The 21,101-nt window shown below is 39.8% G+C and carries 19 protein-coding genes; 8 read left to right on the top strand and 11 right to left on the bottom strand.

Features of this window, described 5'->3' with window-relative positions:
* Positions 1-18 precede the first annotated feature (18 nt).
* From hutH to hutC, 4 genes are all read right to left on the bottom strand, one after another.
* The gene (gene hutH, locus BMW38_RS14025) at positions 19-1,557 is read right to left on the bottom strand and encodes a histidine ammonia-lyase (protein ID WP_003654215.1); all 1,539 of its coding nucleotides are present in this window, start codon (positions 1,555-1,557) and stop codon (positions 19-21) included.
* A gap of 87 nt (positions 1,558-1,644) precedes the next feature.
* The gene (hutU, locus tag BMW38_RS14020; RefSeq protein ID WP_092709130.1) at positions 1,645-3,324 is read right to left on the bottom strand and encodes a urocanate hydratase; all 1,680 of its coding nucleotides are present in this window, start codon (positions 3,322-3,324) and stop codon (positions 1,645-1,647) included.
* Between the two features lie 250 nt (positions 3,325-3,574).
* Complete coding sequence (locus BMW38_RS14015) at positions 3,575-4,150, bottom strand: HutD/Ves family protein (protein WP_092709127.1); 576 nt, start codon at positions 4,148-4,150, stop codon at positions 3,575-3,577.
* The gene (gene hutC, locus BMW38_RS14010; protein ID WP_005037883.1) at positions 4,147-4,899 is read right to left on the bottom strand and encodes a histidine utilization repressor; all 753 of its coding nucleotides are present in this window, start codon (positions 4,897-4,899) and stop codon (positions 4,147-4,149) included. The genes BMW38_RS14015 and hutC overlap by 4 nt, the downstream gene beginning before the upstream one ends.
* A gap of 353 nt (positions 4,900-5,252) precedes the next feature.
* On the opposite strand from hutC, the gene BMW38_RS14005 reads away from it, so the two are divergent.
* Complete coding sequence (locus tag BMW38_RS14005) at positions 5,253-6,365, top strand: acyltransferase family protein (RefSeq protein WP_092709124.1); 1,113 nt, start codon at positions 5,253-5,255, stop codon at positions 6,363-6,365.
* A gap of 33 nt (positions 6,366-6,398) precedes the next feature.
* Here the strand turns inward: BMW38_RS14005 and zigA are convergent, their stop codons facing one another.
* The 3 genes from zigA to BMW38_RS13990 all read right to left on the bottom strand — a co-directional run bounded on the left by zigA (position 6,399) and on the right by BMW38_RS13990 (position 10,037).
* Positions 6,399-7,628 carry a zinc metallochaperone GTPase ZigA gene (zigA, locus tag BMW38_RS14000; protein ID WP_092709121.1) on the bottom strand — a complete coding sequence of 410 codons (1,230 nt, stop codon included), beginning with the start codon at positions 7,626-7,628 and terminating at the stop codon, positions 6,399-6,401.
* 176 nt (positions 7,629-7,804) lie between these two features.
* Positions 7,805-8,491 carry a D-Ala-D-Ala carboxypeptidase ZrlA gene (locus tag BMW38_RS13995; protein WP_092709118.1) on the bottom strand — a complete coding sequence of 229 codons (687 nt, stop codon included), beginning with the start codon at positions 8,489-8,491 and terminating at the stop codon, positions 7,805-7,807.
* Between the two features lie 157 nt (positions 8,492-8,648).
* Positions 8,649-10,037 (bottom strand): amino acid permease, encoded by a 1,389-nt coding sequence (locus tag BMW38_RS13990; RefSeq protein WP_045433949.1) that lies wholly within the window; start codon positions 10,035-10,037, stop codon positions 8,649-8,651.
* Positions 10,038-10,394: 357 nt separating this feature from the next.
* Between BMW38_RS13990 and fahA the strand changes: the two genes are divergently transcribed.
* The 4 genes from fahA to BMW38_RS13970 all read left to right on the top strand — a co-directional run bounded on the left by fahA (position 10,395) and on the right by BMW38_RS13970 (position 13,962).
* Positions 10,395-11,702 carry a fumarylacetoacetase gene (fahA, locus tag BMW38_RS13985; protein ID WP_092709115.1) on the top strand — a complete coding sequence of 436 codons (1,308 nt, stop codon included), beginning with the start codon at positions 10,395-10,397 and terminating at the stop codon, positions 11,700-11,702.
* Positions 11,689-12,321 carry a maleylacetoacetate isomerase gene (gene maiA / locus BMW38_RS13980; RefSeq protein ID WP_092709112.1) on the top strand — a complete coding sequence of 211 codons (633 nt, stop codon included), beginning with the start codon at positions 11,689-11,691 and terminating at the stop codon, positions 12,319-12,321. The genes fahA and maiA overlap by 14 nt, the downstream gene beginning before the upstream one ends.
* 17 nt (positions 12,322-12,338) lie before the next feature.
* Complete coding sequence (locus BMW38_RS13975; RefSeq protein WP_016139785.1) at positions 12,339-12,887, top strand: VOC family protein; 549 nt, start codon at positions 12,339-12,341, stop codon at positions 12,885-12,887.
* A 295-nt stretch (positions 12,888-13,182) separates the two neighbouring features.
* Positions 13,183-13,962 (top strand): IclR family transcriptional regulator, encoded by a 780-nt coding sequence (locus BMW38_RS13970; protein WP_092709109.1) that lies wholly within the window; start codon positions 13,183-13,185, stop codon positions 13,960-13,962.
* A 66-nt stretch (positions 13,963-14,028) separates the two neighbouring features.
* Here BMW38_RS13970 and hppD read toward each other — a convergent pair whose 3' ends face one another.
* Complete coding sequence (gene hppD / locus BMW38_RS13965) at positions 14,029-15,084, bottom strand: 4-hydroxyphenylpyruvate dioxygenase (protein ID WP_092709107.1); 1,056 nt, start codon at positions 15,082-15,084, stop codon at positions 14,029-14,031.
* 528 nt (positions 15,085-15,612) lie between these two features.
* Here hppD and BMW38_RS13960 point away from each other — a divergent pair.
* On the top strand, positions 15,613-16,083 hold the full coding sequence (locus tag BMW38_RS13960; RefSeq protein ID WP_092709104.1) for a DUF523 domain-containing protein: 471 nt from the start codon (positions 15,613-15,615) through the stop codon (positions 16,081-16,083).
* A 15-nt stretch (positions 16,084-16,098) separates the two neighbouring features.
* Here BMW38_RS13960 and BMW38_RS13955 read toward each other — a convergent pair whose 3' ends face one another.
* The 3 genes from BMW38_RS13955 to pncA all read right to left on the bottom strand — a co-directional run bounded on the left by BMW38_RS13955 (position 16,099) and on the right by pncA (position 19,241).
* Positions 16,099-17,442 carry an MATE family efflux transporter gene (locus tag BMW38_RS13955; protein WP_092709101.1) on the bottom strand — a complete coding sequence of 448 codons (1,344 nt, stop codon included), beginning with the start codon at positions 17,440-17,442 and terminating at the stop codon, positions 16,099-16,101.
* A 175-nt stretch (positions 17,443-17,617) separates the two neighbouring features.
* Complete coding sequence (locus BMW38_RS13950) at positions 17,618-18,556, bottom strand: bile acid:sodium symporter family protein (RefSeq protein WP_092709098.1); 939 nt, start codon at positions 18,554-18,556, stop codon at positions 17,618-17,620.
* Positions 18,557-18,596: 40 nt separating this feature from the next.
* Positions 18,597-19,241, bottom strand: a complete 645-nt coding sequence (gene pncA / locus BMW38_RS13945) for a bifunctional nicotinamidase/pyrazinamidase (RefSeq protein WP_092709095.1) — start codon at positions 19,239-19,241, stop codon at positions 18,597-18,599.
* 329 nt (positions 19,242-19,570) lie between these two features.
* Between pncA and dapA the strand changes: the two genes are divergently transcribed.
* Together dapA and BMW38_RS13935 are read left to right on the top strand one after the other, a co-directional pair.
* The gene (dapA, locus tag BMW38_RS13940) at positions 19,571-20,464 is read left to right on the top strand and encodes a 4-hydroxy-tetrahydrodipicolinate synthase (RefSeq protein ID WP_005037855.1); all 894 of its coding nucleotides are present in this window, start codon (positions 19,571-19,573) and stop codon (positions 20,462-20,464) included.
* Positions 20,465-20,479: 15 nt separating this feature from the next.
* On the top strand, positions 20,480-21,085 hold the full coding sequence (locus tag BMW38_RS13935) for a lipoprotein-34 precursor (NlpB) (protein WP_092709222.1): 606 nt from the start codon (positions 20,480-20,482) through the stop codon (positions 21,083-21,085).
* Positions 21,086-21,101: the final 16 nt, after the last annotated feature.

Below are 21,101 nucleotides of genomic sequence, written 5' to 3'. Positions count from 1 at the left end.
ATGTGACCGTTTTATTAATCACACTTCAGATAGACTAGGGAGTAGGTTTGGAATAATTAACTCGTTTAGACAACCACTCGACAGTAATTCACTTGCCTGTTCAATATCAGGAGCAAAGAAACGGTCTTCGCTGTAGTACGGCACTTGAGCGCGCAAGATTTTACGGGCTTGTTCCAGTTTAGGCGAGCTTTTTAGGCCTTCACGGAAATCTAAACCCTGACAAGCGCCTAACCATTCAACAGCTAGAATGCCGCGCACGTTATCAGCCATTGGCCAAAGACGTTTACCCGCGTTAGGTGCCATTGAAACATGGTCTTCCTGATTCGCTGAAGTCGGTAAACTATCAACACTCGCCGGATGCGCTAGTGCTTTGTTATCACTCGCAAGCGCTGCTGCTGTAACTTGAGCAATCATGAAACCTGAGTTAACGCCACCATTTGCGACCAAGAACGGTGGAAGCTGTGACATGTGGCGGTCCATCATCATCGAAATACGGCGTTCTGAAAGTGAACCAATTTCTGCAATTGCCAATGCCAGATTATCTGCCGCCATTGCTACAGGTTCTGCGTGGAAGTTACCACCAGAAATCACATCACCTTCTGCTGCAAAAACAAGAGGGTTATCAGACACTGCGTTTGCTTCAATTGCTAAAACTTCAGCAGCCTGACGGATTTGAGTTAGACATGCACCCATCACCTGTGGCTGACAACGCAATGAATACGGATCTTGAACTTTGCTACAGTCTTCATGTGAATGTGCAATTTCACTTGATTCTGTTAAGAGGTCACGATAAGCCGCAGCCACATCAATTTGACCACGTTGACCACGTACTTCATGAATACGTGCATCGAACGGTGAACGTGAACCAAGCATTGCTTCGACGCTTAAACCACCGCATACAGTTGCAGCAGCAAATAAATCTTCAGCTTCAAACAAACCACGTAAAGCATAAGCGGTCGAAACTTGTGTACCGTTTAGAAGTGCCAAGCCTTCTTTAGCTGCTAAAGAAATTGGCTCTAAGCCTGCAATTTTTAAAGCTTCAACTGCTGGTATCCATTCACCTTTATAACGCGCCTTACTTTCACCCAACAAAATCAATGACATATGTGCAAGTGGTGCCAAGTCACCCGAAGCACCTACTGAGCCTTTAAGAGGAATGTGCGGATAAACTTCTGCATTAATTAAAGCCAACAATGCATCAATGACTTTACGGCGAATACCTGAGAAACCACGTGCCAAGCTATTTGCTTTCAATAGAATAATTAAACGAACCATTGCATCATCAAGTGGCTCACCTACACCTGCTGCATGCGAAAGAACCAATGAACGCTGTAATTGTTCTAAATCTTCAGGAGCAATCTTGGTTGAAGCAAGTAAACCAAAACCTGTGTTAATGCCGTAAGCTGTACGCCCTTCATTTACAATCTGTTCTACACAAGCCACGCTTGCGTTAATTGCAGCTGAAGCACTGTCATCTAATTTAACTTTAATCGGGTTGAGGTAAGCTTGACGTAAATCAGCTAAGGTTAATTTTCCCGGTTGGATCAATAATTCCATGTTGGCTTCCTAATTTTTGGCACTATATTCTGCTGAGACAGTGCTTTTCACAATTGCAAAAAGCACCGCTAGTTTTTCCATGTGTTTTTATTGAGTGATCATTGGCAAGTTTAAGCCTTGCTCTTTCGCACAGTTAATCGCAATTTCATAACCTGCATCGGCATGACGCATAACACCTGTTGCAGGGTCATTGGTCAGTACACGAGCAATACGTGCAGCAGCGTCATCTGTACCATCACACACAATCACAACGCCTGAATGTTGAGAGAAGCCCATACCTACACCACCACCATGGTGTAAAGACACCCAAGTTGCTCCGCCTGCTGTATTTAACAATGCATTTAATAAAGGCCAGTCTGATACCGCGTCTGATCCATCTTGCATTGCTTCAGTTTCACGGTTTGGACTCGCAACTGAGCCTGAGTCTAAGTGGTCACGACCAATCACGACTGGTGCTGATAATTCACCACTACGAACCATTTCGTTAAAAGCTAAGCCAAGTTTTGCACGTAAGCCTAAACCAACCCAGCAAATACGAGCTGGTAAGCCTTGGAAGCTAATGCGTTCACGTGCCATGTCTAACCAGTGATGCAAATGTTCATCATCAGGAATTAACTCTTTAACTTTGGCATCTGTTTTATAAATGTCTTCTGGGTCACCAGAAAGCGCTGCCCAACGGAATGGACCAATACCACGGCAGAACAATGGACGGATATAAGCAGGAACAAAACCAGGGAAATCAAATGCGTTTTCTACGCCTTCTTCTTTCGCCATTTGACGAATGTTATTACCATAGTCAAAAGTTGGAACACCCATTTTTTGGAAATCGAGCATTGCTTGTACGTGCTTCGCCATTGACTGTTTTGCAGCTTTTACAACAGCTTCTGGTTCTGTTTTCGCACGTTCACGGTATTTATCCCAAGTCCAGCCTACTGGTAAGTAACCATTCAGTGGATCGTGTGCACTTGTTTGGTCTGTTACCATGTCTGGACGTACACCACGGCGCACAAGCTCAGGTAAAATTTCAGCGGCGTTACCATGAAGTGCAATTGAAATAACCTTACCTTCTTTTGTGTAACGATCGATACGCGCTAAAGCATCATCTAAATCAGTTGCTTGTTCATCTACATAACGGGTACGTAAACGGAAATCGATACTTGCTTGCTGACATTCGATGTTTAAAGAACACGCACCTGCAAGTGTTGCAGCTAAAGGTTGAGCGCCACCCATACCACCTAAACCGGCAGTTAATACCCAACGACCATTTAAATCACCGTTGTAGTGTTGGCGGCCTGCTTCAACGAAAGTTTCGTAAGTACCCTGCACAATGCCTTGGCTACCAATATAGATCCAAGAACCTGCTGTCATTTGACCGTACATTGCGAGTGCTTTTGCATCTAACTCGTTAAAGTGTTCCCAGTTTGCCCAGTGTGGTACAAGGTTTGAGTTTGCAATTAAAACGCGTGGTGCATCTTTATGAGTTTTAAATACACCTACTGGTTTACCTGATTGAACTAATAAAGTTTCATCAGTTTCAAGATTTTTTAAAGTATCTACAATTTTGTCGAAACATTCCCAGTTTCGTGCTGCACGGCCAATACCACCGTATACAACCAACTCTTTCGGGTTTTCTGCAACGTCCGGATCAAGGTTATTCATCAACATACGTAATGGCGCTTCAGTTAACCAACTTTTAGCCGTCAATTCAGTGCCGCGTGGCGCACGAATTTCTACATCACGAAATTTTGTTGTCGTTGTTGTTGTCACAGGCGGACTCCTTCCTTTGAGCTTACATCAGCAGAACATCACTTGTTTCTGCATTTGTATAGTAATGTATTAACTTGTATATACATCCATATACTACACAAATATTTTACGGCGTGAAGAGTCTTGCTCATATTTTTTTGCAAAAAATTAATAAGCCAATGAATTAAAATAATTTATTTTTATAAACCGCATAAAAAAAGCACATATCCTTTCACTAGACATGTGCTTTAAAAAAATAACTTATTTAGTTTTAACGTTGAATTAACTCAATAACATAACAATTTTTTGCCCAATTTTGAGGGAAATAAACTGAGGTAATCGCAGTGGTTTTCTCAATTTTTAAAGTCTCGTGAGCAGCAAGCAAAAAGGTTTTGTCCTCAATCGCTACTTCAGTGTCAGAACCACTATTAAAAATAAAAATCAGATCTGCCGAGCTTAAAAAAGTCTGTGCTTCTGTACCATTTACTCTCTGAAAACGGGCATGAAACTTTGCAGAATCATAAATTAGATTTAGATCTCGAATTGCACCGTCAACCAGTTCACTATGCACCTGACTTTCGCCATGGAAAGCAAAAATATCGCCCAGCTTAAATGACCTAGCAGGCAGATCATCGACATGTAATTCAATACCTTTCCCATCAAGTACACTAATAATTCGCTGCTTATTGGGAAAAATAGAAAATGGTCCCGAAGTTGTCACATCTGCCATCGAAATTCGCCAATCGAAATCAAGATCACCTAGGCTTCGCGCAATTTCCAAAGTATAGCCTGCACCATTTTTCCAAAGCATTTTTGTATATTGGTCTGCCTTGAGTACTTCAATCATTGCGTAAATTTGCCTTCGAGATAATAACGACTGCCAGGATAAGTCAGACGGGCACTAGAAATGAGTTGCTTATTGGACCATGTACGACGGCGAATGAGTAAACATGGTTCAGTTTTAGTGATTTTTAACCACTTACACTCTTGCGGAGATGCTAAAACGGCTTCAACAATGTGCTCGCCTTCTGTCACAGGTGCTTTCGCCATTAAGTATGCATTTGGAGTAATGGTTTTAAAATCTTGCTGTAGATAATCTGGAATGAGTGCTGCATCAACCAAACGATCTTCGACTTGAACGGGCACATCATTTTCATAATGTACAATAATTGAATGAAACAGCTTTTGCCCTTCACGAGTCTGCATTAATACACTTTGCTCTGCATTTGCATAAATTTGTTCTAAAATTAAAACTTCAGCATGGTGCTTATGGTTTCGTGCAACAATCTCTTCGGCAATATTATTAATTTGAAAAAGCGCAGTTCGGCCTTGCCCTTCAGCAACAAAAGAACCAACACCCTGTATACGTACCAATAAACCCTCAGTCGTTAACTCTCGTAGCGCACGGTTTACCGTCATGCGGCTGCAACCGAGTTGATTGACCAACTCGCTTTCAGAAGGAATTTTTTTATTTACAGCCCAAGAGCCTTCATAAATCTTTTGTGAAATCAGCTGTTTTACGCGTTGATATAAAGGAACTGGACTATCAGCTTCAATCGAAAGCTCAGCATGTTCTTGTTTTGATGTTCTGGGCATAACAAATACTCAAAAAGGCAGCAGGCAAAATCATATTTTAGTTGACATGCTATGTATATACAACCACATACAATATGTTAATTTATGAATTAAATAGATTTTAAAAAGTTTAAAAAATAAACATAGATCAACAAGAGCTAATTTAAAGTTTTATGTAGATAAATTCAAATATATAAAGGTTTTATCAATATTTATTTAATAATTATTTCTGCTATGCCTTTGCTCCATTCAAACATGAAAAAAGTATGATCCTTTTAGGTTTACGAAATGATGCTTAAAAATTTTATTTAAAATAACTGATCGATAGTATTCTTCTGCCACACAGTATATTAATAAAACTGGAAGCACATCGAATGCGTAATTATAAAATAGATATTCTTCGAGGAATCTCTATCCTTTTGGTTCTTTTACACCATTTTAATATTCCCTATAAACTTAAAGATACATGGTTAGGTTTTAATTTCTTAGGTGAAGCATTTAGCACAGTAATCGCAAGAAACGGAAATTATGGCGTGACCATGTTTTTTGTGATTTCGGGTTTCTTAATCACTCATCACACCTTAAAAAGAGACAAAAAATTCTCCGCAATTAACCTCAAGCATTTTTATATCCGGCGCACAGCTCGTATTTTACCGTGTCTGGTTTTACTCATCTTGAGCGTGAGTTTACTTGGTTCATTTGACTTAAAACCCTTTATAAACCAAGCCCCGAATGGAATTGAGGTTTCCTATCCCTTAACCATATTTGCAGCTTTAACCTTCTGGATGAACATCCTGATTATTAAATTCGGTTGGGTAAACTATGCTTTGGGCGTGTTGTGGTCGCTCTCTGTAGAAGAAGTTTTTTACTTTGTTTTTCCATTATTGTGCCTATTCACGCGTAGTAATAAGATCTTTATTGCTGTACTGATTGGAGTCATTTTATACGGACCTTATTTTAGGTCTCTCCATTTTGGAGAAGAAAGCGGCGCTTATTTATATCATTATTTTTCGAGCTTTGATGGTATAGCAATTGGCTGTTTAACTGCGATTTTTTCTCATAAATATCAGCCAAATTGGCCCTATAAAAAACCTCTTTCTTGGTTGATTATTTTGAGCATGGTCGCTCTTTATTTATATGCGCCAATTAAAGAAGTCAGTACATGGGGTATTAGCTTATTTGCTCTTGCCTCAGGTTTACTCATCTTGTGTTTTCAGCATCCTTCCGAAACGCAAGCAAAGAGTCTATTTACCAAAGTGATGGTCTGGTTGGGGCAAAGAAGTTACGAAACTTATTTGTTTCATCTGGTGGTGCTGGGCCTTATGAAGGTTGCTTTTTTTCCGGCTCAAACTGACTCTAGCATCAAAATTATGCTTTTAATTGCCTATCTCGTTCTGACTTTCATCATTAGCGCAGTAATTGAAAAATATTATTCGACACCGCTTAACAGCTACATTCGAAAGATTTTCATTAAAGACAAATCATAAAAATAAGCCCCTTTAAAATAGGGGCTTATTTAATTAAGCGATCAACATAGTTTCATCATCTTGCTTAAAAGGGTTAGACCAGCTCTGCCAAGCTTGTGGCCCTAAAGCCATTTCTTCATCACTTAATAAACAACGGTCTAAGCGTTCTATTAAGGCTTGCTCATCCATTTGCATACCAATTAAAACCAACTCCTGACGTGCATCGCCTGTTTGAGCATCCCAAACCTTTTTAATTTGTTCGATGCTGTCTAAGTCACTCGGCCAGTCTTCTTCGGCAACGGCTGCCCACCAATAGCCTGCTAAGCCGTGCCGAGCCATCGCACCCGCTTGTGACCATGAATAAGCCAATGTCGGTTCGGCAGCCAACCAGAAAAAGCCTTTGGAACGAACAACTCCCGGCCATTCAGCCTGTACCAAATCATAAAAACGCTCTGGATGAAAAGGTCGGCGCGCACGGTAAACAAAGCTACTGATTCCATACTCTTCGGTCTCTGGCGTATGTTCGCCACGCAATTCTTTTAACCATCCCGGCGCTTGTGCTGCCTCATCAAAATCGAATAGCTGTGTATTTAAAATTTTATCTAAAGCAATCTTTCCAAATTGAGCAATTTCAATTCGGGCACGTGGGTTTAAGGTTTTTAGAATTGCGGTGAGCTGCTCTTGCTGAGCCTGATCAATCAAGTCAATTTTATTCAGCACAATCACATCACAAAACTCGATCTGATCGATAAGAAGATCCACCACAGTTCGTTCATCCAGTTCACCCAGCGACTCTCCACGTTGCTGCAGTGAGTCCAGAGAGCTGTAATCTTTAAGAAAGTTAAAAGCATCGACTACCGTGACCATGGTGTCGAGTCGAGCAAACTCATTTAAAGAATTTCCATTTTCGTCTTCAAAAGTAAAAGTTTCTGCGACTGGCAACGGTTCTGAAATGCCTGTTGACTCAATCACCAATTGGTCAAATCGCCCTTCATCGGCTAAACGCCTAACTTCAACCAATAAATCTTCTCGTAGCGTACAGCAGATACAGCCATTACTCATTTCAACCAGCTTTTCATCTGTTCTTGAAAGCTCCGCCCCACCTTCGCGTACTAATGCCGCATCAATATTCACCTCAGACATATCATTCACAATCACGGCAATACGGCGACCTTCACGATTATTTAAAATATGGTTAAGTAACGTGGTCTTTCCTGCCCCCAAAAAACCAGATAAAACAGTGACAGGAAGTTTGGCAAATGAGTTGGCGATTGCAGTTCGCATGGCTTGTTCTCTTTGAATAATATTTAAAACTAATCATGACTAACCATTAAATATGGTCAGATGGCAGGTGTTTCTACTCTAAACCATATTAATGTTATGTTATAACATAACTATTGATCAAGTTTTTATTCCAGTTTTATTTAAGCCAATTCACTTAGTCTTTGAAAAATTTGCTTTTAAAAGCCCTGACACATTGACGTTTTATAGTGGTGATCGGGCCCCCACGCTCTAAAACCTTGGCTATCAATATGAATTTGTCCCGAGGCATACACCCCCAATCCCATCTTGAGTGCTTGCCCTTTGGTTGCCCAGAACTGACAAATTTTGGTTTTGCTTTGTTGAATATTGAACTGATCTAAGTCACTAGGCTGTTCCGGCCCAATTCGAAAATCCAGCGCTGCATTAAAGACATGTCGAGAAGCATCTGCCCCGCCAGCACAGCGGTTTAGAGATAAAGCTCGATAAACCGATGTCACTTCAAAATCGTTTATTACCCCATCGTTAACCAATGCTTTTAAGATGCTGAGTGTCGGAACGATATTGGACCAAATCTCGCGTGGAGGCACCGCATAGGGTTCAACTCCACATTTTTGCCAATCTCTGGCTGAACGTAATAACTCATGGTCTGGAATTAAAGTAGCAAGGCCATTTTTTTGCAGAAATTGCTTGTAAGCCTGTACAGATTGTCGATGCTCCCCTGTAGCTAACCATGCAATATAATCCTGAGGTTGTGGCTTTATTTTGCCGACTATCTTTGAAGGTTGAGGCAACTTGGACTGCGGTTGCAAAGGAATCGTTGGCTTGGGTGTCTGGGTACTACACGCTGTGAGGGATAATAAAAGTAAACCTAAATAACGCTTCATAAATATGCTCTATCTTCACCAATAATAGGAAAGATGCTCATCATTAAATTCAAGAAATGTTATATTATAACAATAATAAAATCTTTTACTTTCTGTTGCTAAATTTTAAAAATAAAAAAGGACGTATGAGATACGTCCTTTTATGGTTGAATCAATCTTACAAATCAGCTTCAAGTGCAGGCACAGGTTGCTCTGCTTTCAGCTTACGACGTTTAAATTGATAAGCCACCATTAAACATAGAATCCACCCAGGAATCATCATGACTGCAATACGCATGTCTGGTGTTAAAGACATTACCACTAAAATGCCCAACATAAACACGATGCAAAGATAGTTGCTAAATGGATACATAAAGCTTGGAAACTTTGTAGTTTGACCTTGGCTTTGCTTGTATTTACGGAATTTTAAATGTGTCCATGAAATCACAACCCAGTTAATCACAATCGCTGCGACAACCAACATCATGAGCAAACCAAATGCTTTTTCAGGGAAAATGTAATTTAACAGCACACATAAAATAGTCACCGCAGCAGAAAGAATCACTGCATTAGTTGGAATACCACGTTTATTAATGTGTGCAAATGCTTTTGGTGCATTACCTTGTTGTGCAAGACCCAATAGCATACGGCTACTGCAATAACTCGTCCCGTTATAAACTGAAACCGCAGCAGTCAAAATCACAAAGTTCAATAATGTTGCAATGCCTTGGCTATCTAAAGAAGCAAAGACCATCACAAATGGACTACCGCCTTCAGCCATCTGATTCCACGGGAATAGCGAGAATAAAACTAAAAGTGTCGCAATATAGAAAATCAAAATACGGTAGATAATTTGATTCACAGCTTTAGGTAAGGTTTTGTCCGGATCACGTGCTTCAGCCGCAGTAATACCAAAAAGTTCGATACCACCAAAAGCAAAAATAATAACCGCCATTGCCATCACTAAGCCTTCAACACCAAATGGGAAAAAGCCACCGAGTGCCCAAAGGTTGCTGATACTGGCTTGCGGACCGGCTGTACCAGTTGCTAGTAAATATGAACCAAACCCAATCATTGCCAGAATTGCCAAGATTTTGACAATAGAAAACCAAAATTCCATTTCGCCAAAAAACTTAACATGCAGCAAATTAATGCCGTTGATTAAGACAAAGAACGTTAAAGCTGATGCCCACGTTGGAATTTGCGGCCACCAATATTGAATATAAAGACCAATTGCGCTTAGTTCTGCCATACAAACAAGGACATTCAGTACCCAGTAATTCCATCCAGACATGAACCCAGCAAATGGTCCCCAATATTTGTAGGCAAAATGACTAAAAGACCCACTTACTGGCTCTTCAACTACCATCTCACCAAGCTGACGCATCATTAAAAAAGCAATAAATCCTGCAATTGCATAGCCAAGGATGACCGATGGACCTGCTAATTTAATCGATTGTGATATACCAAGAAAAAGCCCTGTGCCAATCGCCCCACCCAATGCAATAAGCTGGATGTGCCGATTACTCAAACCATGTTTCAGGTTTCCTTGCTCTTGTGCTGACATATGATTATTCTCATCCGTGTCACGTAATTTTTTTCCAATAAATTACGTATATCATAAATTAATCAAACTTTCATAGAGATTCATGAAAAAATAATTGCGTGACTTTTCTCAAGAACGCGAATGAAAACAGAAAATACAAGAAATGACAATTATTATGAAATGTGTAATTAAATTATGTATTGCGTAATTTGATGAATTCAGTATTATAGAGACATAAAGCAATTGGTTGTGCTCGGTCTATATCAAACTCATAAGACAAAAGATGATCTAAGCAAAGGTTAAAAACTTGTTGAGTAGCTCAGTCCTAGACCGAACTTTTATTTGTATAAGACCCGAGATAAAGACAAGGACGCGAAAATGGAACAAAAACTAAACTCTTTTATTGAAGTTTCACCTCAATCAGATTTCACTATTCATAATTTGCCTTATGGTATTTTTAGCAGAACTAGCGAAGGCGAGCGTCAAGTTGGTGTAGCTATTGGTGAGTGGGTTATTGATCTCGCTGCGCTTGAAAAGCACGGTCTTTTAAAACTTTCAAGCCACGACACCTACTTTAATCAACCGACCCTGAATAAATTTATTGAGTCTGGCAAAGCAAACTGGTCAAAAGTGCGTAAGACACTACAGTCTCTTCTCTCAGCTGATAATTTAACGCTTCAACAAAATGAAGCATTACGTCAGGAAGTATTGGTTAAACAAGACAGCGTTACTTTGCATTTACCTGTTCAAGTACCTGGTTACACCGATTTCTATTCTTCTAAAGAACATGCGACCAATGTGGGTTGTATGTTCCGCGACCCAAAAAATGCCTTGCTTCCAAACTGGACCGAATTACCTGTTGGTTATAACGGTCGTGCTAGCTCTGTTGTGGTCAGTGGCACTCAAGTCGTGCGCCCATCTGGACAAATTAAACTTCCAAATGAAGAACGCCCAGTTTTCTCAGCAACACGTAAACTCGATTTTGAACTTGAAACGGCGTTTATTGTGGGTAAACCAACGCAGCTCGGTCAGCCTATCGCTATTGAAGATGCTTGGGACCATATTTTTGGAATGGTATTACTCAATGACTGGTCAGCACGCGATATCCAGCAATGGGAATATGTTCCACTCGGCCCTTTTAACGCTAAAACTTTTGCCAGTTCGATTTCACCTTGGGTCGTGACGCTTGAAGCACTTGAACCATTCAAAGTTCAAGGTCCGAAACAAGAACCGAAACCTTTAGCTTATTTACAAGAAAATATCGCGAATAGTTACGACATTAATTTGAGTGTTGAAATTCAAACGCCGAAATCGACACAAACTGACGTGATCTGTAAAACCAATTTTAAATATATGTATTGGTCTATGTCTCAACAGCTCACCCACCATACCATTGCTGGTTGTAATGTTCAGGTTGGTGACTTAATGGGTTCAGGAACAATTTCCGGTTCTACACCAGATTCGTATGGTAGCTTGCTTGAGCTTACATGGAACACCACCAAGCCTTTAACACTTGCGAATGGCGAAACTCGTGGTTTCTTGCAAGACGGCGATACGCTCATTATGAAAGGCCACTGTGAGAAAAATGGTATTCGCATTGGCTTTGGTGAAGTGAAAAATACAGTTCTTCCTGCATTAACTTTCAATTTTGCAGAGACTTCGGAGCCTGACTATGAAGCTGTATAGTTACTTTCGTAGCTCTGCAGCCTACAGAGTACGGATTAGTCTAAACATTAAAGGTTTAGCTTATGAAACTGTTCCCGTACATCTAGTAAAAAACGAACAGCAAAGCGAAGACTATTTAAAGTTAAACCCTAGTGCTCTGGTCCCGATTTTAATTGACGGCGATTTAACCTTGTCTCAATCGTTAAGTATTTTGGAATATCTGGATGAGCAATATCCAGAAACCAAATTACTTCCAAGTAATGTGCAAGAGAGAGCCAAAATCCGTGCTTTTTCCCAAGCCATCGCTTGCGATATTCACCCGTTGAACAACTTACGTGTACTGAAATATTTAAAAAATGACTTAAATGTTTCAGACGAGCAGAAAAATTATTGGTATCAACACTGGATTATTGAAGGCTTTCAAAATCTTGAACAGTTACTTCAAGATTCAAACGGACAATTTTGCTTTGGGCATCAAGCAACAATTGCCGATTGCTGTTTGATTCCACAGGTCTACAACGCGAAACGTTTCAAGATTGATTTATCTGCGTTTCCAAAAATTGAATCGATTTATCACCATTGTTTGTCTATCCCAGCCTTCTATAACGCGGCGCCAGAACAACAACCAGATTGGGAATAGTAAAAAGGAGTTTTAATATGACATTTGCCATTAAAAAAATACATCACGTTGCATATCGTTGTAAGGATGCGAAAGAGACCGTTGAGTGGTATAAAAAAATGCTCAACATGGACTTCATTTTAGCTTTTGCTGAAGACCATGTACCTTCAACTAAAGCTTTTGACCCATATATGCATTTATTCCTAGATGCAGGTCAAGGCAACGTTTTGGCATTTTTTGAATTGCCGACTCAACCAGAAATGGGCCGAGATGAAAATACGCCTCAATGGGTACAGCATATTGCTTTTGAAGTCGAAGATGTAAATGCGCTGATGGCTGCGAAGCAACATTTAGAAGAAAATGGTGTGAAAGTTTTGGGTGTAACCAATCATGGTATTTTCCACTCAATTTATTTCTTTGACCCAAATGGCCACCGTTTAGAACTTACCTATAACGATGTGCGCGCTGAAGAAAAAATTGCAAAAATTACTGAAGAAATGAAAGCAGAAATGCTTGAGGAATGGAGCAAAACTAAACGCGCTCCTCACCATACACATTTCTTGCATGAAGAAGAGTTAGGAACCTAATTTTAAAAGAGCGATCTAAAAAGTCGGCATTGATTAGAATTGTTTGAATGAACTGTTCTGTATCAATGCCGATTTATATTATTTAAAGCTGCTAAATTTCTAGAAATTTGCGCTACAAATGAGAGTATGGTGATTTTAGAAAATTGTTGATTATTAAACATGCCAATTTCGCTAATAGAAAAAGGTGATTTCTATTTCTCACTAGGCTCAGGCATGATGTAAAACGCAGCAATTTCAATTTATGTTTTGAACATCACTGTTTAACAACTGAAGTAACTTTATTAAGGGTATTTAAATGATTGAAGAAAAAGTATCTGGGGGGGTTCAATCACTTGAAGTCGGTTTATCTGTACTAAATGCCCTTTTAGAGCACAATCAACCTATTATTCTCAAAGACCTATCCAGTAAGCTAGAAATGCATCCTGCGAAGGTACACCGCTATCTTGTTAGTCTTATTCGCATGGAATATGCAAAACAGCTTGATGATGGGCAATATGCTTTAGGTGATCAGGCATGGCGCTTAGGTCTAAACTGTGTTCAGCATAGCGACACACTACAGCTGGTACAGCATTTAATTTACGACCTACAAAACAAAATTGGTTGCGGTATACAAATTAGTAAATGGTCGCCTAAAGGCCCTGTGGTGGTTCAATCGATTGAATCAAACCACCCTATTTCGATTGTCACTAAAGTCGGCTCAATTATGCCTTTAGTCAATTCTGCTGCTGGACGTTTATTTGCTTCTTATCTTCCAGAGCATTTTGTTCGTCCCTTAATGGAAACAGAATGGCAAAAGCATCAAGAGCTTGGTCTTAACATTGCGCCACAAAACTGGCACGCGTTTACAGAGCTTAAAGAAACGATTCGCCAGCAAGAAATGTCAGCAGCGAAAGGTGATTTACTAACAGGAATTAATGCAGTGGGTTTACCTGTGTTTAACTCAAATCAAAGTATTGAATTTTGTATTGTCGCACTGGATAGTGAAATGTTTTTGCCAGTCGACCCTCACAGTAAAACGATTGAAATCCTAAAAAATGAAGTGAAGCTCATTAATCAATATATTAAAAGTCGCTAATCAATAGCCATAAAAAAACCAAGAGATCAAACTCTTGGTTTTTTTAGATGAGAAACAAAGCTCAGCTTATTTAGTTTCTAGAACACCACGGCGAATCTGGTCACGTTCAATCGACTCAAATAATGCCTTGAAGTTACCTTCACCAAAACCATCATCATCTTTACGTTGAATAAATTCAAAGAAGACTGGACCAATCATGTTTTCAGAGAAAATTTGCAATAACAGTTTCTTCTGACCATCTTTGGTATTACCGTCTAGCAAAATACCACGCTGTTTTAACTCGTCAGTCGGCTCACCATGCTCAGGTAAACGCTCTGGTAGCATTTCATAATACGTATTTGGCGGTGGTGTCATAAATTTCAGACCAAGGCTTTTTAACTTATCCCAAGTCGAAATTAAGTCATCACAAATAAACGCGATATGCTGAATCCCTTCGCCATTAAAGTCAGACAGGAACTCTGCAATTTGGCCGTTTCCTTTGTCCGAATCTTCATTTAATGGAATACGAATCATGCCGTCTGGCGCTGTTAATGCTTTAGACGTTAAGCCTGTATATTCGCCTTTAATATCAAAGTAGCGAATTTCTTGGAAGTTAAAGATTTTTTCATAGAAGTTTGCCCAATACTCCATACGGCCTTTGTAGACGTTATGAGTTAAATGGTCAATCTCGTTTAAACCTGCACCTACTGGGTGTCTTTGAGCATCATCAAAGAACGTAAAGTCGTTTTCATAAATATCGCGGTCAACTAAAAAGATTGGCATGCCACCAATACCTTTAATTGCCGGAATGTTGAGCTCCATTGGCCCAACTTTTGAATACATTGGTTCAGCACCAAGTTCTACGGCTTTCTGGAAAGCTTTTGCTGCATCACGTGTTTTAAAGCCCATCGCACAAGCAGATGGACCATGTTCATTAAAGAAGAATGAAGCATAAGATTCTGGCTGATAATTCAGGATAATATTGATATTTCCTTGACGCCATAAGTACGCTTCTTTCGATTTATGCTTGGCTACTTTTGAAAAGCCGATTGTTTCAAAAACTGGATCTAATTCATTTTCTTTTGAAACAAACTCAATAAATGCAAAACCGCATAATTCTAATGGGTTCTCTAAAATATCCATCTAGTTTCCCTCTGGTGATTACCTGTTCCGTTTATCTCTATTGCTGATCAATTCAGCTCCTTTCTCTATAGAATACGTATTTATTGGGTAGGTCTTTGAACCGTCAAAATGCCTTAACCCAACGCATCCTATGAGAAAAAAACGAATCACTAAAACGAAGATATGATGAGCGTGAAGCTTTTGATGATTAATTCCCGTTCCATTTGGTGTTTATTTTCCATACACACTGTCCTTTCTTATCTAAAAGTACGATTGAGATTTTTCACTAAACCCTTAAAAATCGTCTTTTCCTAAAAATCATTTATAGATTTATGGAGACCAACATCCTTGTTGGATCTCCAATGGCCATTTACCTTAAAACAGATGCTACTAAAAACAATTAAATTATGCAATACATAACTTAATTATGAATTGCATAATTTTGGTAATCTTTTAATTTGTGTGTTTTTAAAATGAATTGTCATATTCCATATTCTGTTTATGATTCTTAATCTTCAAAAATCTCACCTGCTTTGAGTTTGGAAAACTATGCTTCTAGTCAGCGCATGTTTAATTGGCGAACCTGTTCGTTATGACGGTAAATCTTGCCTAAATATTTTACTTAAGCAGCTGTTACTCAATAAAAAAGCTCATGCTCTTTGTCCAGAGTTATTAGGTGGTTTTACCACTCCGCGCTTACCCGCAGAAATTGTTGGGGGAACAGGACAAGATGTGCTAGATGGCAAAGCAAAAATTACCGATTCATCTGGTTTAGATGTAACAGACTTATATTTAAAAGGTGCACACCGCACTTTAGAAATTGCACAGCAAATAAAAGCAAGCTGTGTGGTTTTAAAAGAAAATAGTCCCTCTTGTGGTAGTCAAAAAATTTATAACGGGACTTTTCAAGGCGAAAAAATTGTTGGAACTGGAATCACCACGGCACTTTTACAGCGCCATGGTTTTGAGGTGATTTCTGAAAACGAGATTGAAGATTGGTTAGCAACCCATCCTCTTTAATGGTTGTCTGCTCACTCAAAACCCTCTTAATTGTTTTCTAAAATGGAAACAGGTGGCACTCAGTAGACAAGCCACTAAATAACTTATGGCTGCCATCCACCAAAAACCATAAACTCCCATTGCAGAAATCGAGATATCCTGCCAATGCAGCCCTTTATAGGCCACCCACCAACCACCGCCCAATCCGCAAGCCAGCACTACGACCAAGAAAATTAGCATCGGTAAAATCGACACATCCCAACAGCGTAACAAAGAGGTCAATAACGCCATTAAGCCATCTAGAAAATGAAACATACAGACAATCAACAACAAGGATGCAGCCAAAATCTGCACGGCCAAATCATCTGAATAGAACTTAACAATTAAGTCCCGCTCCAACCATAAACACAGAGACAGACTGCCACTCACTGCCATAATCACCCATATACTTTGTGTGGCAATTTTATCTGCTTCTTCCATGTTCCCGCTGCCCATAGATCGTGACACCAAAATGCTATAAGCCGAGGCAATTGATGACGGGATAATAAACATGAACCCGCTGGTGCTCGCGACAATTTGATGGGCTGCTGACACCACACTTCCAAAAGGCAAAATCAGAATAGCAACCGAACAAAATGCAACGACGTCCATCAACGCTATGATTGCTGTCGGTATCCCTATTTTTAAAATCATATGTAGACTTTGGCGACTATCTTCAGGTGACAGTTCTGGATGTTCCATAAAGATGTATCTTTTCTCCAGAAAAAATAGGTAATACACAGCCAGCATAAACCACCGTACAATGAGAGTGGCTAACAAAGCCCCTATCGCACCGAGGGGCGGAATTGAAAATAAAGCGACACCATAAATTAAAAGATAGGACAAAATAATTTTAAGAATGAAGAAAATGCTATCTGATAGTAAAACCTTATGCGCATTTTCAGTGACCTGAGACAAAGCTGTAAATAAACGCATGAGTAAATGCGCAGGTAAAATAAATACCAAAGCCCAAATACAGTTTTTAGTAATTGAAATGACATGTTCAGATGCACCAAACAATTTTGGTAAATCACGGAACAAATAAAGCAAGCCAATACTAATCAATGCCGAACATAACATCAGCCAGATGCCTTGAATAAAAATCTGACGAATACGTGGTATATCATGACAACCATAAGCTTCTGAGAGCTTGAGCATCACACCTTGCAAAATCCCCATACCAATGACATAAATCACTGTATATAAAGATAAGGTCACCGATAATGCGGCTACATGGTCATTACTAAAATGCCCTACATAAGCAATATCAATCAATCCACTTAAAACTAGAATTAAATTGCTTGAGAGCATGGGAATAAATAATTTAAAAATCTGGTTCATCTAGGAAATACCTTATTTTTCTTTGCGAGTTATATTCATATTCACGTTATTTTTAGTGCATCAATTAAAAGCAAAAGACATACCAGTTCTAAATTCAGCTCCCATAAAATTTGTTTTAAATGAAAAGACCAAACGATTCGTTTGGTCTTCTTTTCTAATGAATGTTTTTCTACAGTTATTCTTGTTTGTGTTTACTTGCCCAATAAGTCGCAAGCGCAGGACCAGAAATATTATGCCAAAGGCTGAAAATCGCACTTGGCACTGCTGTAATCGGGGAAGCCGCAAAATGTACCGCTGCAAGAGCAACACCTAAACCTGAGTTTTGCATACCTACCTCAACAGCAATTGCTTTACTGTCCGCATACGGTAATTTAAAGAAACGTGCTGCTGCAAACCCTAACAAATATCCAAGCCCATTATGTAAGATCACTACGGCTAAAATGAGTAAACCCGACTGTAGAATAGCCGCTTTACTGCCCCCAATAATGGCTGCCACAATTGCTACAATTGCAATCACTGAAACTAACGGCATGACTTGAATATAGGACTCGACCTGTCGCTTGAGCCATGTTCTTAAAATCAGACCAACGACAATAGGAAGCAGTACTACCTGTAAAATTGAAACGAACATAGAAGCTGCATCAATTTTTAACCATTGGCTGGCAAGCAGATAGAAAATAGCAGGTGTTAACACGGGAGCTAAAAGCGTTGAAACTGAAGTGCAGGCCACCGATAAAGCCACATTGCCTTTAGCCATATAGGTAATGACATTCGAAGCCGTTCCACCCGGGCAACACCCCACTAAAATGACTCCAACCGCGATTTCAGGAGGGAGCTGAAATAATTTACATAAGACAAATGCTAAACCCGGCATGACCACAAACTGTGCCACTACCCCAATCAACACCGCTTTAGGACTTTGTAGCACACCTTTAAAGTCGTCTATGGTCATGGTCATTCCCATGCCAAGCATAATAATGCCCAGAATCCATGGAATATAAGCTTTTAGCCAGACAAAAAATTCAGGCTGCCATAGCGCCAATGCTGCAAAAACAATCACCCATAGGGCAAAAGTTTTTTGAATAAATTGGGTAAAGCGCAGTAATGCTGACATACTTTCGTTCCCTAAAAATTAAAATACTAGAGCAATAGACTTAGCGCTCACTCAACAGATTTGTAGACTGAATACGGACAACCCCTTGTTGCTGCATGGTTTGCCATGCCTGTTCTAACGAACCATTTAAATCAATACCTTTACAAGCATCTTCAACCACTAAAGTTTTAAAACCTTGTTTGATTGCATCTAAAGCAGTCCATGCCACACAAAAGTCGGTCGCAATTCCAACCACATACACCGTATCAATGCCACGCTCTTTTAAGTAACCCGTTAAACCAGTCATTGTAGACTGATCTGCTTCCATAAAAGCCGAGTAGCTATCAATATGAGCATGAAAGCCTTTTCGAATAATGAGTTGAGCTTTCGGAATATTTAAATCAGGATGGAAATCGGCATCTTTGGTGCCTTGTACACAATGTTTAGGCCAAAGCACCTGCGGTCCATAGGCAAGTTCAATGGTTTCAAATGGCTGCTTGCCCGAATGATTTTGTGCAAAAGATATATGATTATCTGGGTGCCAATCTTGCGTCAGAACAACATTTTCAAAACAATCAGCAAGTTGGTTAATCGTTGGAATAATTGTATCGGCGTCAGCAACTGCTAAATTTCCACCCGGTGTAAAGCCATTTTGTACATCAACTACGATTAAAGCCGCATTTTGTGGTTGTTTATTCATTTTCATGTCATCTTCAATCCCAACAGGGAAAATTGCATTCTATCTTGCCATAAAAAAAGCCAATATTAAGTAAGGCTCAGTTGAATCAAGCTGTATTGTTATATTTACGAACCCTTCTCACCCCTGCAATACGAATGCATCCTATCTTTTCCTCAAGTTTACATAGCGATTATCCGTTAGGCGTATTGTTCTTATGCGTCTGATCAGTCATAATTTGCATAATTGTCATTCAACAATCTGTTATTGTTAGAACTGGACAATCAAAATACTGCAACCATCCCACATTTTGTTTTTCTTACCTCAGATTCGGATGGATAAATAGGATATTTTTAAAAATGACTCAGCAAGCACAGACCATTCAAGGCTCAATCGTCGCAATCGTCACACCAATGTTGAAAGATGGTGGTGTAGATTGGAAGGGTCTTGAGAAGCTGGTTGAGTGGCACATAGAACAAGGTACAAACAGTATTGTAGCCGTCGGTACTACCGGCGAAGCCTCAACATTGAGCATGGAAGAGCACACACAGGTTATTAAAGAAATTATTCGTGTAGCCAATAAACGTATTCCAATTATTGCCGGTACTGGTGCAAACTCAACCCGTGAAGCAATCGAATTAACTAAAGCTGCTAAAGATCTTGGCGCAGATGCAGCCTTACTTGTTACGCCATATTATAATAAGCCAACTCAAGAAGGCCTCTACCAACACTATAAAGCGATTGCTGAAGCCGTAGAATTACCACTTATTCTTTATAACGTACCTGGCCGTACGGGTGTAGATCTTGCAAACGATACAGCTGTACGTTTAGCAGAGATCCCTAATATTGTCGGTATTAAAGACGCAACAGGTGACGTACCTCGTGGTAAAGCTTTAATCGACGCATTAGACGGCAAGATGGCTGTGTATTCAGGTGATGATGAAACTGCATGGGAACTTATGCTTCTTGGTGCAGACGGCAATATCTCTGTTACAGCAAATGTTGCACCTAAAGCCATGAGCGAAGTATGTGCTGTTGCGATTGCCAAAGATGAACAACAAGCGAAGACGATTAACAATAAGATTGCAAATTTACACAATATTCTATTTTGCGAATCAAACCCAATTCCTGTGAAATGGGCACTACATGAGATGGGACTGATTGATACTGGTATTCGTTTACCACTCACTCCTCTCGCTGAGCAATATCGCGAACCTCTCCGCAATGCCCTAAACGATGCGGGAATTATTTAATAAGAGCAATTTATGATGCAATTACGTCTTGGTTTAGTCCTTGCAGTTTCAGCCTTAAGTTTAGTTGGTTGTGGTCGCTTCGCAATTAATAATCATTCTTTAGATTATAAAAATGCCAAGCAACTTGCCCCGCTTGAGTATCCTGCAGATGCAACTGTACGACCAGCGACACCTTTGTATCCTGCACCAACTGTTGACCAGCTCGCTATTGAGCACGCGCCGAAGTTTGAAAACCAGCGTGGTAACCGTTTTGCATTGCCACGTCCGGAACAAACACAGAATGGCAATGCAACAGCAGATGCATCTGCTCAAACGACGACTGCGCTTGGACGCCCTCAGCTTGTGACCGACGGTAATAAAAACCCATTGTTAAAAATTGATGGGAATACGACCGAGATCTGGCAATACACCAAAGCAACATTAAGCACTTTAAATTACAACATCATCGCTCAAGGCAGTAATCAGGCGACGATTAAAGTAAATGACAATACTTATGTGCTTAAACTCACTGGTGTTGGTTCAAGTCATACTCTTGCTCTATTTAATGTAGACAACTCTTTTGCAAGCCCAGATGTGGCTGCTGAAGTGTTAAACCAGATTTACCAAAATTGGCCAGCCTAGTCGTTTACTAGGCATT

The organism is Acinetobacter sp. yr461 (assembly GCF_900110445.1).
GTDB lineage: Bacteria > Pseudomonadota > Gammaproteobacteria > Pseudomonadales > Moraxellaceae > Acinetobacter > Acinetobacter calcoaceticus.
The sequence above is the reverse complement of the archived record's forward strand: the minus strand, read 5'-3'. Positions and strand labels throughout refer to the sequence as shown.

Coding starts and splice junctions, on each gene's coding strand:
- hutC (WP_005037883.1), bottom strand. CDS start 4,899: ATGCCCAGAACATCAAAACAAGAACATGCTGAGCTTTCGATTGAAGCT.
- hutH (WP_003654215.1), bottom strand. CDS start 1,557: ATGGAATTATTGATCCAACCGGGAAAATTAACCTTAGCTGATTTACGT.
- pncA (WP_092709095.1), bottom strand. CDS start 19,241: ATGAAAATGAATAAACAACCACAAAATGCGGCTTTAATCGTAGTTGAT.
- dapA (WP_005037855.1), top strand. CDS start 19,571: ATGACTCAGCAAGCACAGACCATTCAAGGCTCAATCGTCGCAATCGTC.
- BMW38_RS13970 (WP_092709109.1), top strand. CDS start 13,183: ATGATTGAAGAAAAAGTATCTGGGGGGGTTCAATCACTTGAAGTCGGT.
- BMW38_RS13935 (WP_092709222.1), top strand. CDS start 20,480: ATGCAATTACGTCTTGGTTTAGTCCTTGCAGTTTCAGCCTTAAGTTTA.
- BMW38_RS13975 (WP_016139785.1), top strand. CDS start 12,339: ATGACATTTGCCATTAAAAAAATACATCACGTTGCATATCGTTGTAAG.
- BMW38_RS13995 (WP_092709118.1), bottom strand. CDS start 8,491: ATGAAGCGTTATTTAGGTTTACTTTTATTATCCCTCACAGCGTGTAGT.
- fahA (WP_092709115.1), top strand. CDS start 10,395: ATGGAACAAAAACTAAACTCTTTTATTGAAGTTTCACCTCAATCAGAT.
- BMW38_RS14005 (WP_092709124.1), top strand. CDS start 5,253: ATGCGTAATTATAAAATAGATATTCTTCGAGGAATCTCTATCCTTTTG.
- BMW38_RS13960 (WP_092709104.1), top strand. CDS start 15,613: ATGCTTCTAGTCAGCGCATGTTTAATTGGCGAACCTGTTCGTTATGAC.
- BMW38_RS13950 (WP_092709098.1), bottom strand. CDS start 18,556: ATGTCAGCATTACTGCGCTTTACCCAATTTATTCAAAAAACTTTTGCC.
- zigA (WP_092709121.1), bottom strand. CDS start 7,628: ATGCGAACTGCAATCGCCAACTCATTTGCCAAACTTCCTGTCACTGTT.
- hppD (WP_092709107.1), bottom strand. CDS start 15,084: ATGGATATTTTAGAGAACCCATTAGAATTATGCGGTTTTGCATTTATT.
- BMW38_RS13955 (WP_092709101.1), bottom strand. CDS start 17,442: ATGAACCAGATTTTTAAATTATTTATTCCCATGCTCTCAAGCAATTTA.
- maiA (WP_092709112.1), top strand. CDS start 11,689: ATGAAGCTGTATAGTTACTTTCGTAGCTCTGCAGCCTACAGAGTACGG.
- BMW38_RS14015 (WP_092709127.1), bottom strand. CDS start 4,150: ATGATTGAAGTACTCAAGGCAGACCAATATACAAAAATGCTTTGGAAA.
- BMW38_RS13990 (WP_045433949.1), bottom strand. CDS start 10,037: ATGTCAGCACAAGAGCAAGGAAACCTGAAACATGGTTTGAGTAATCGG.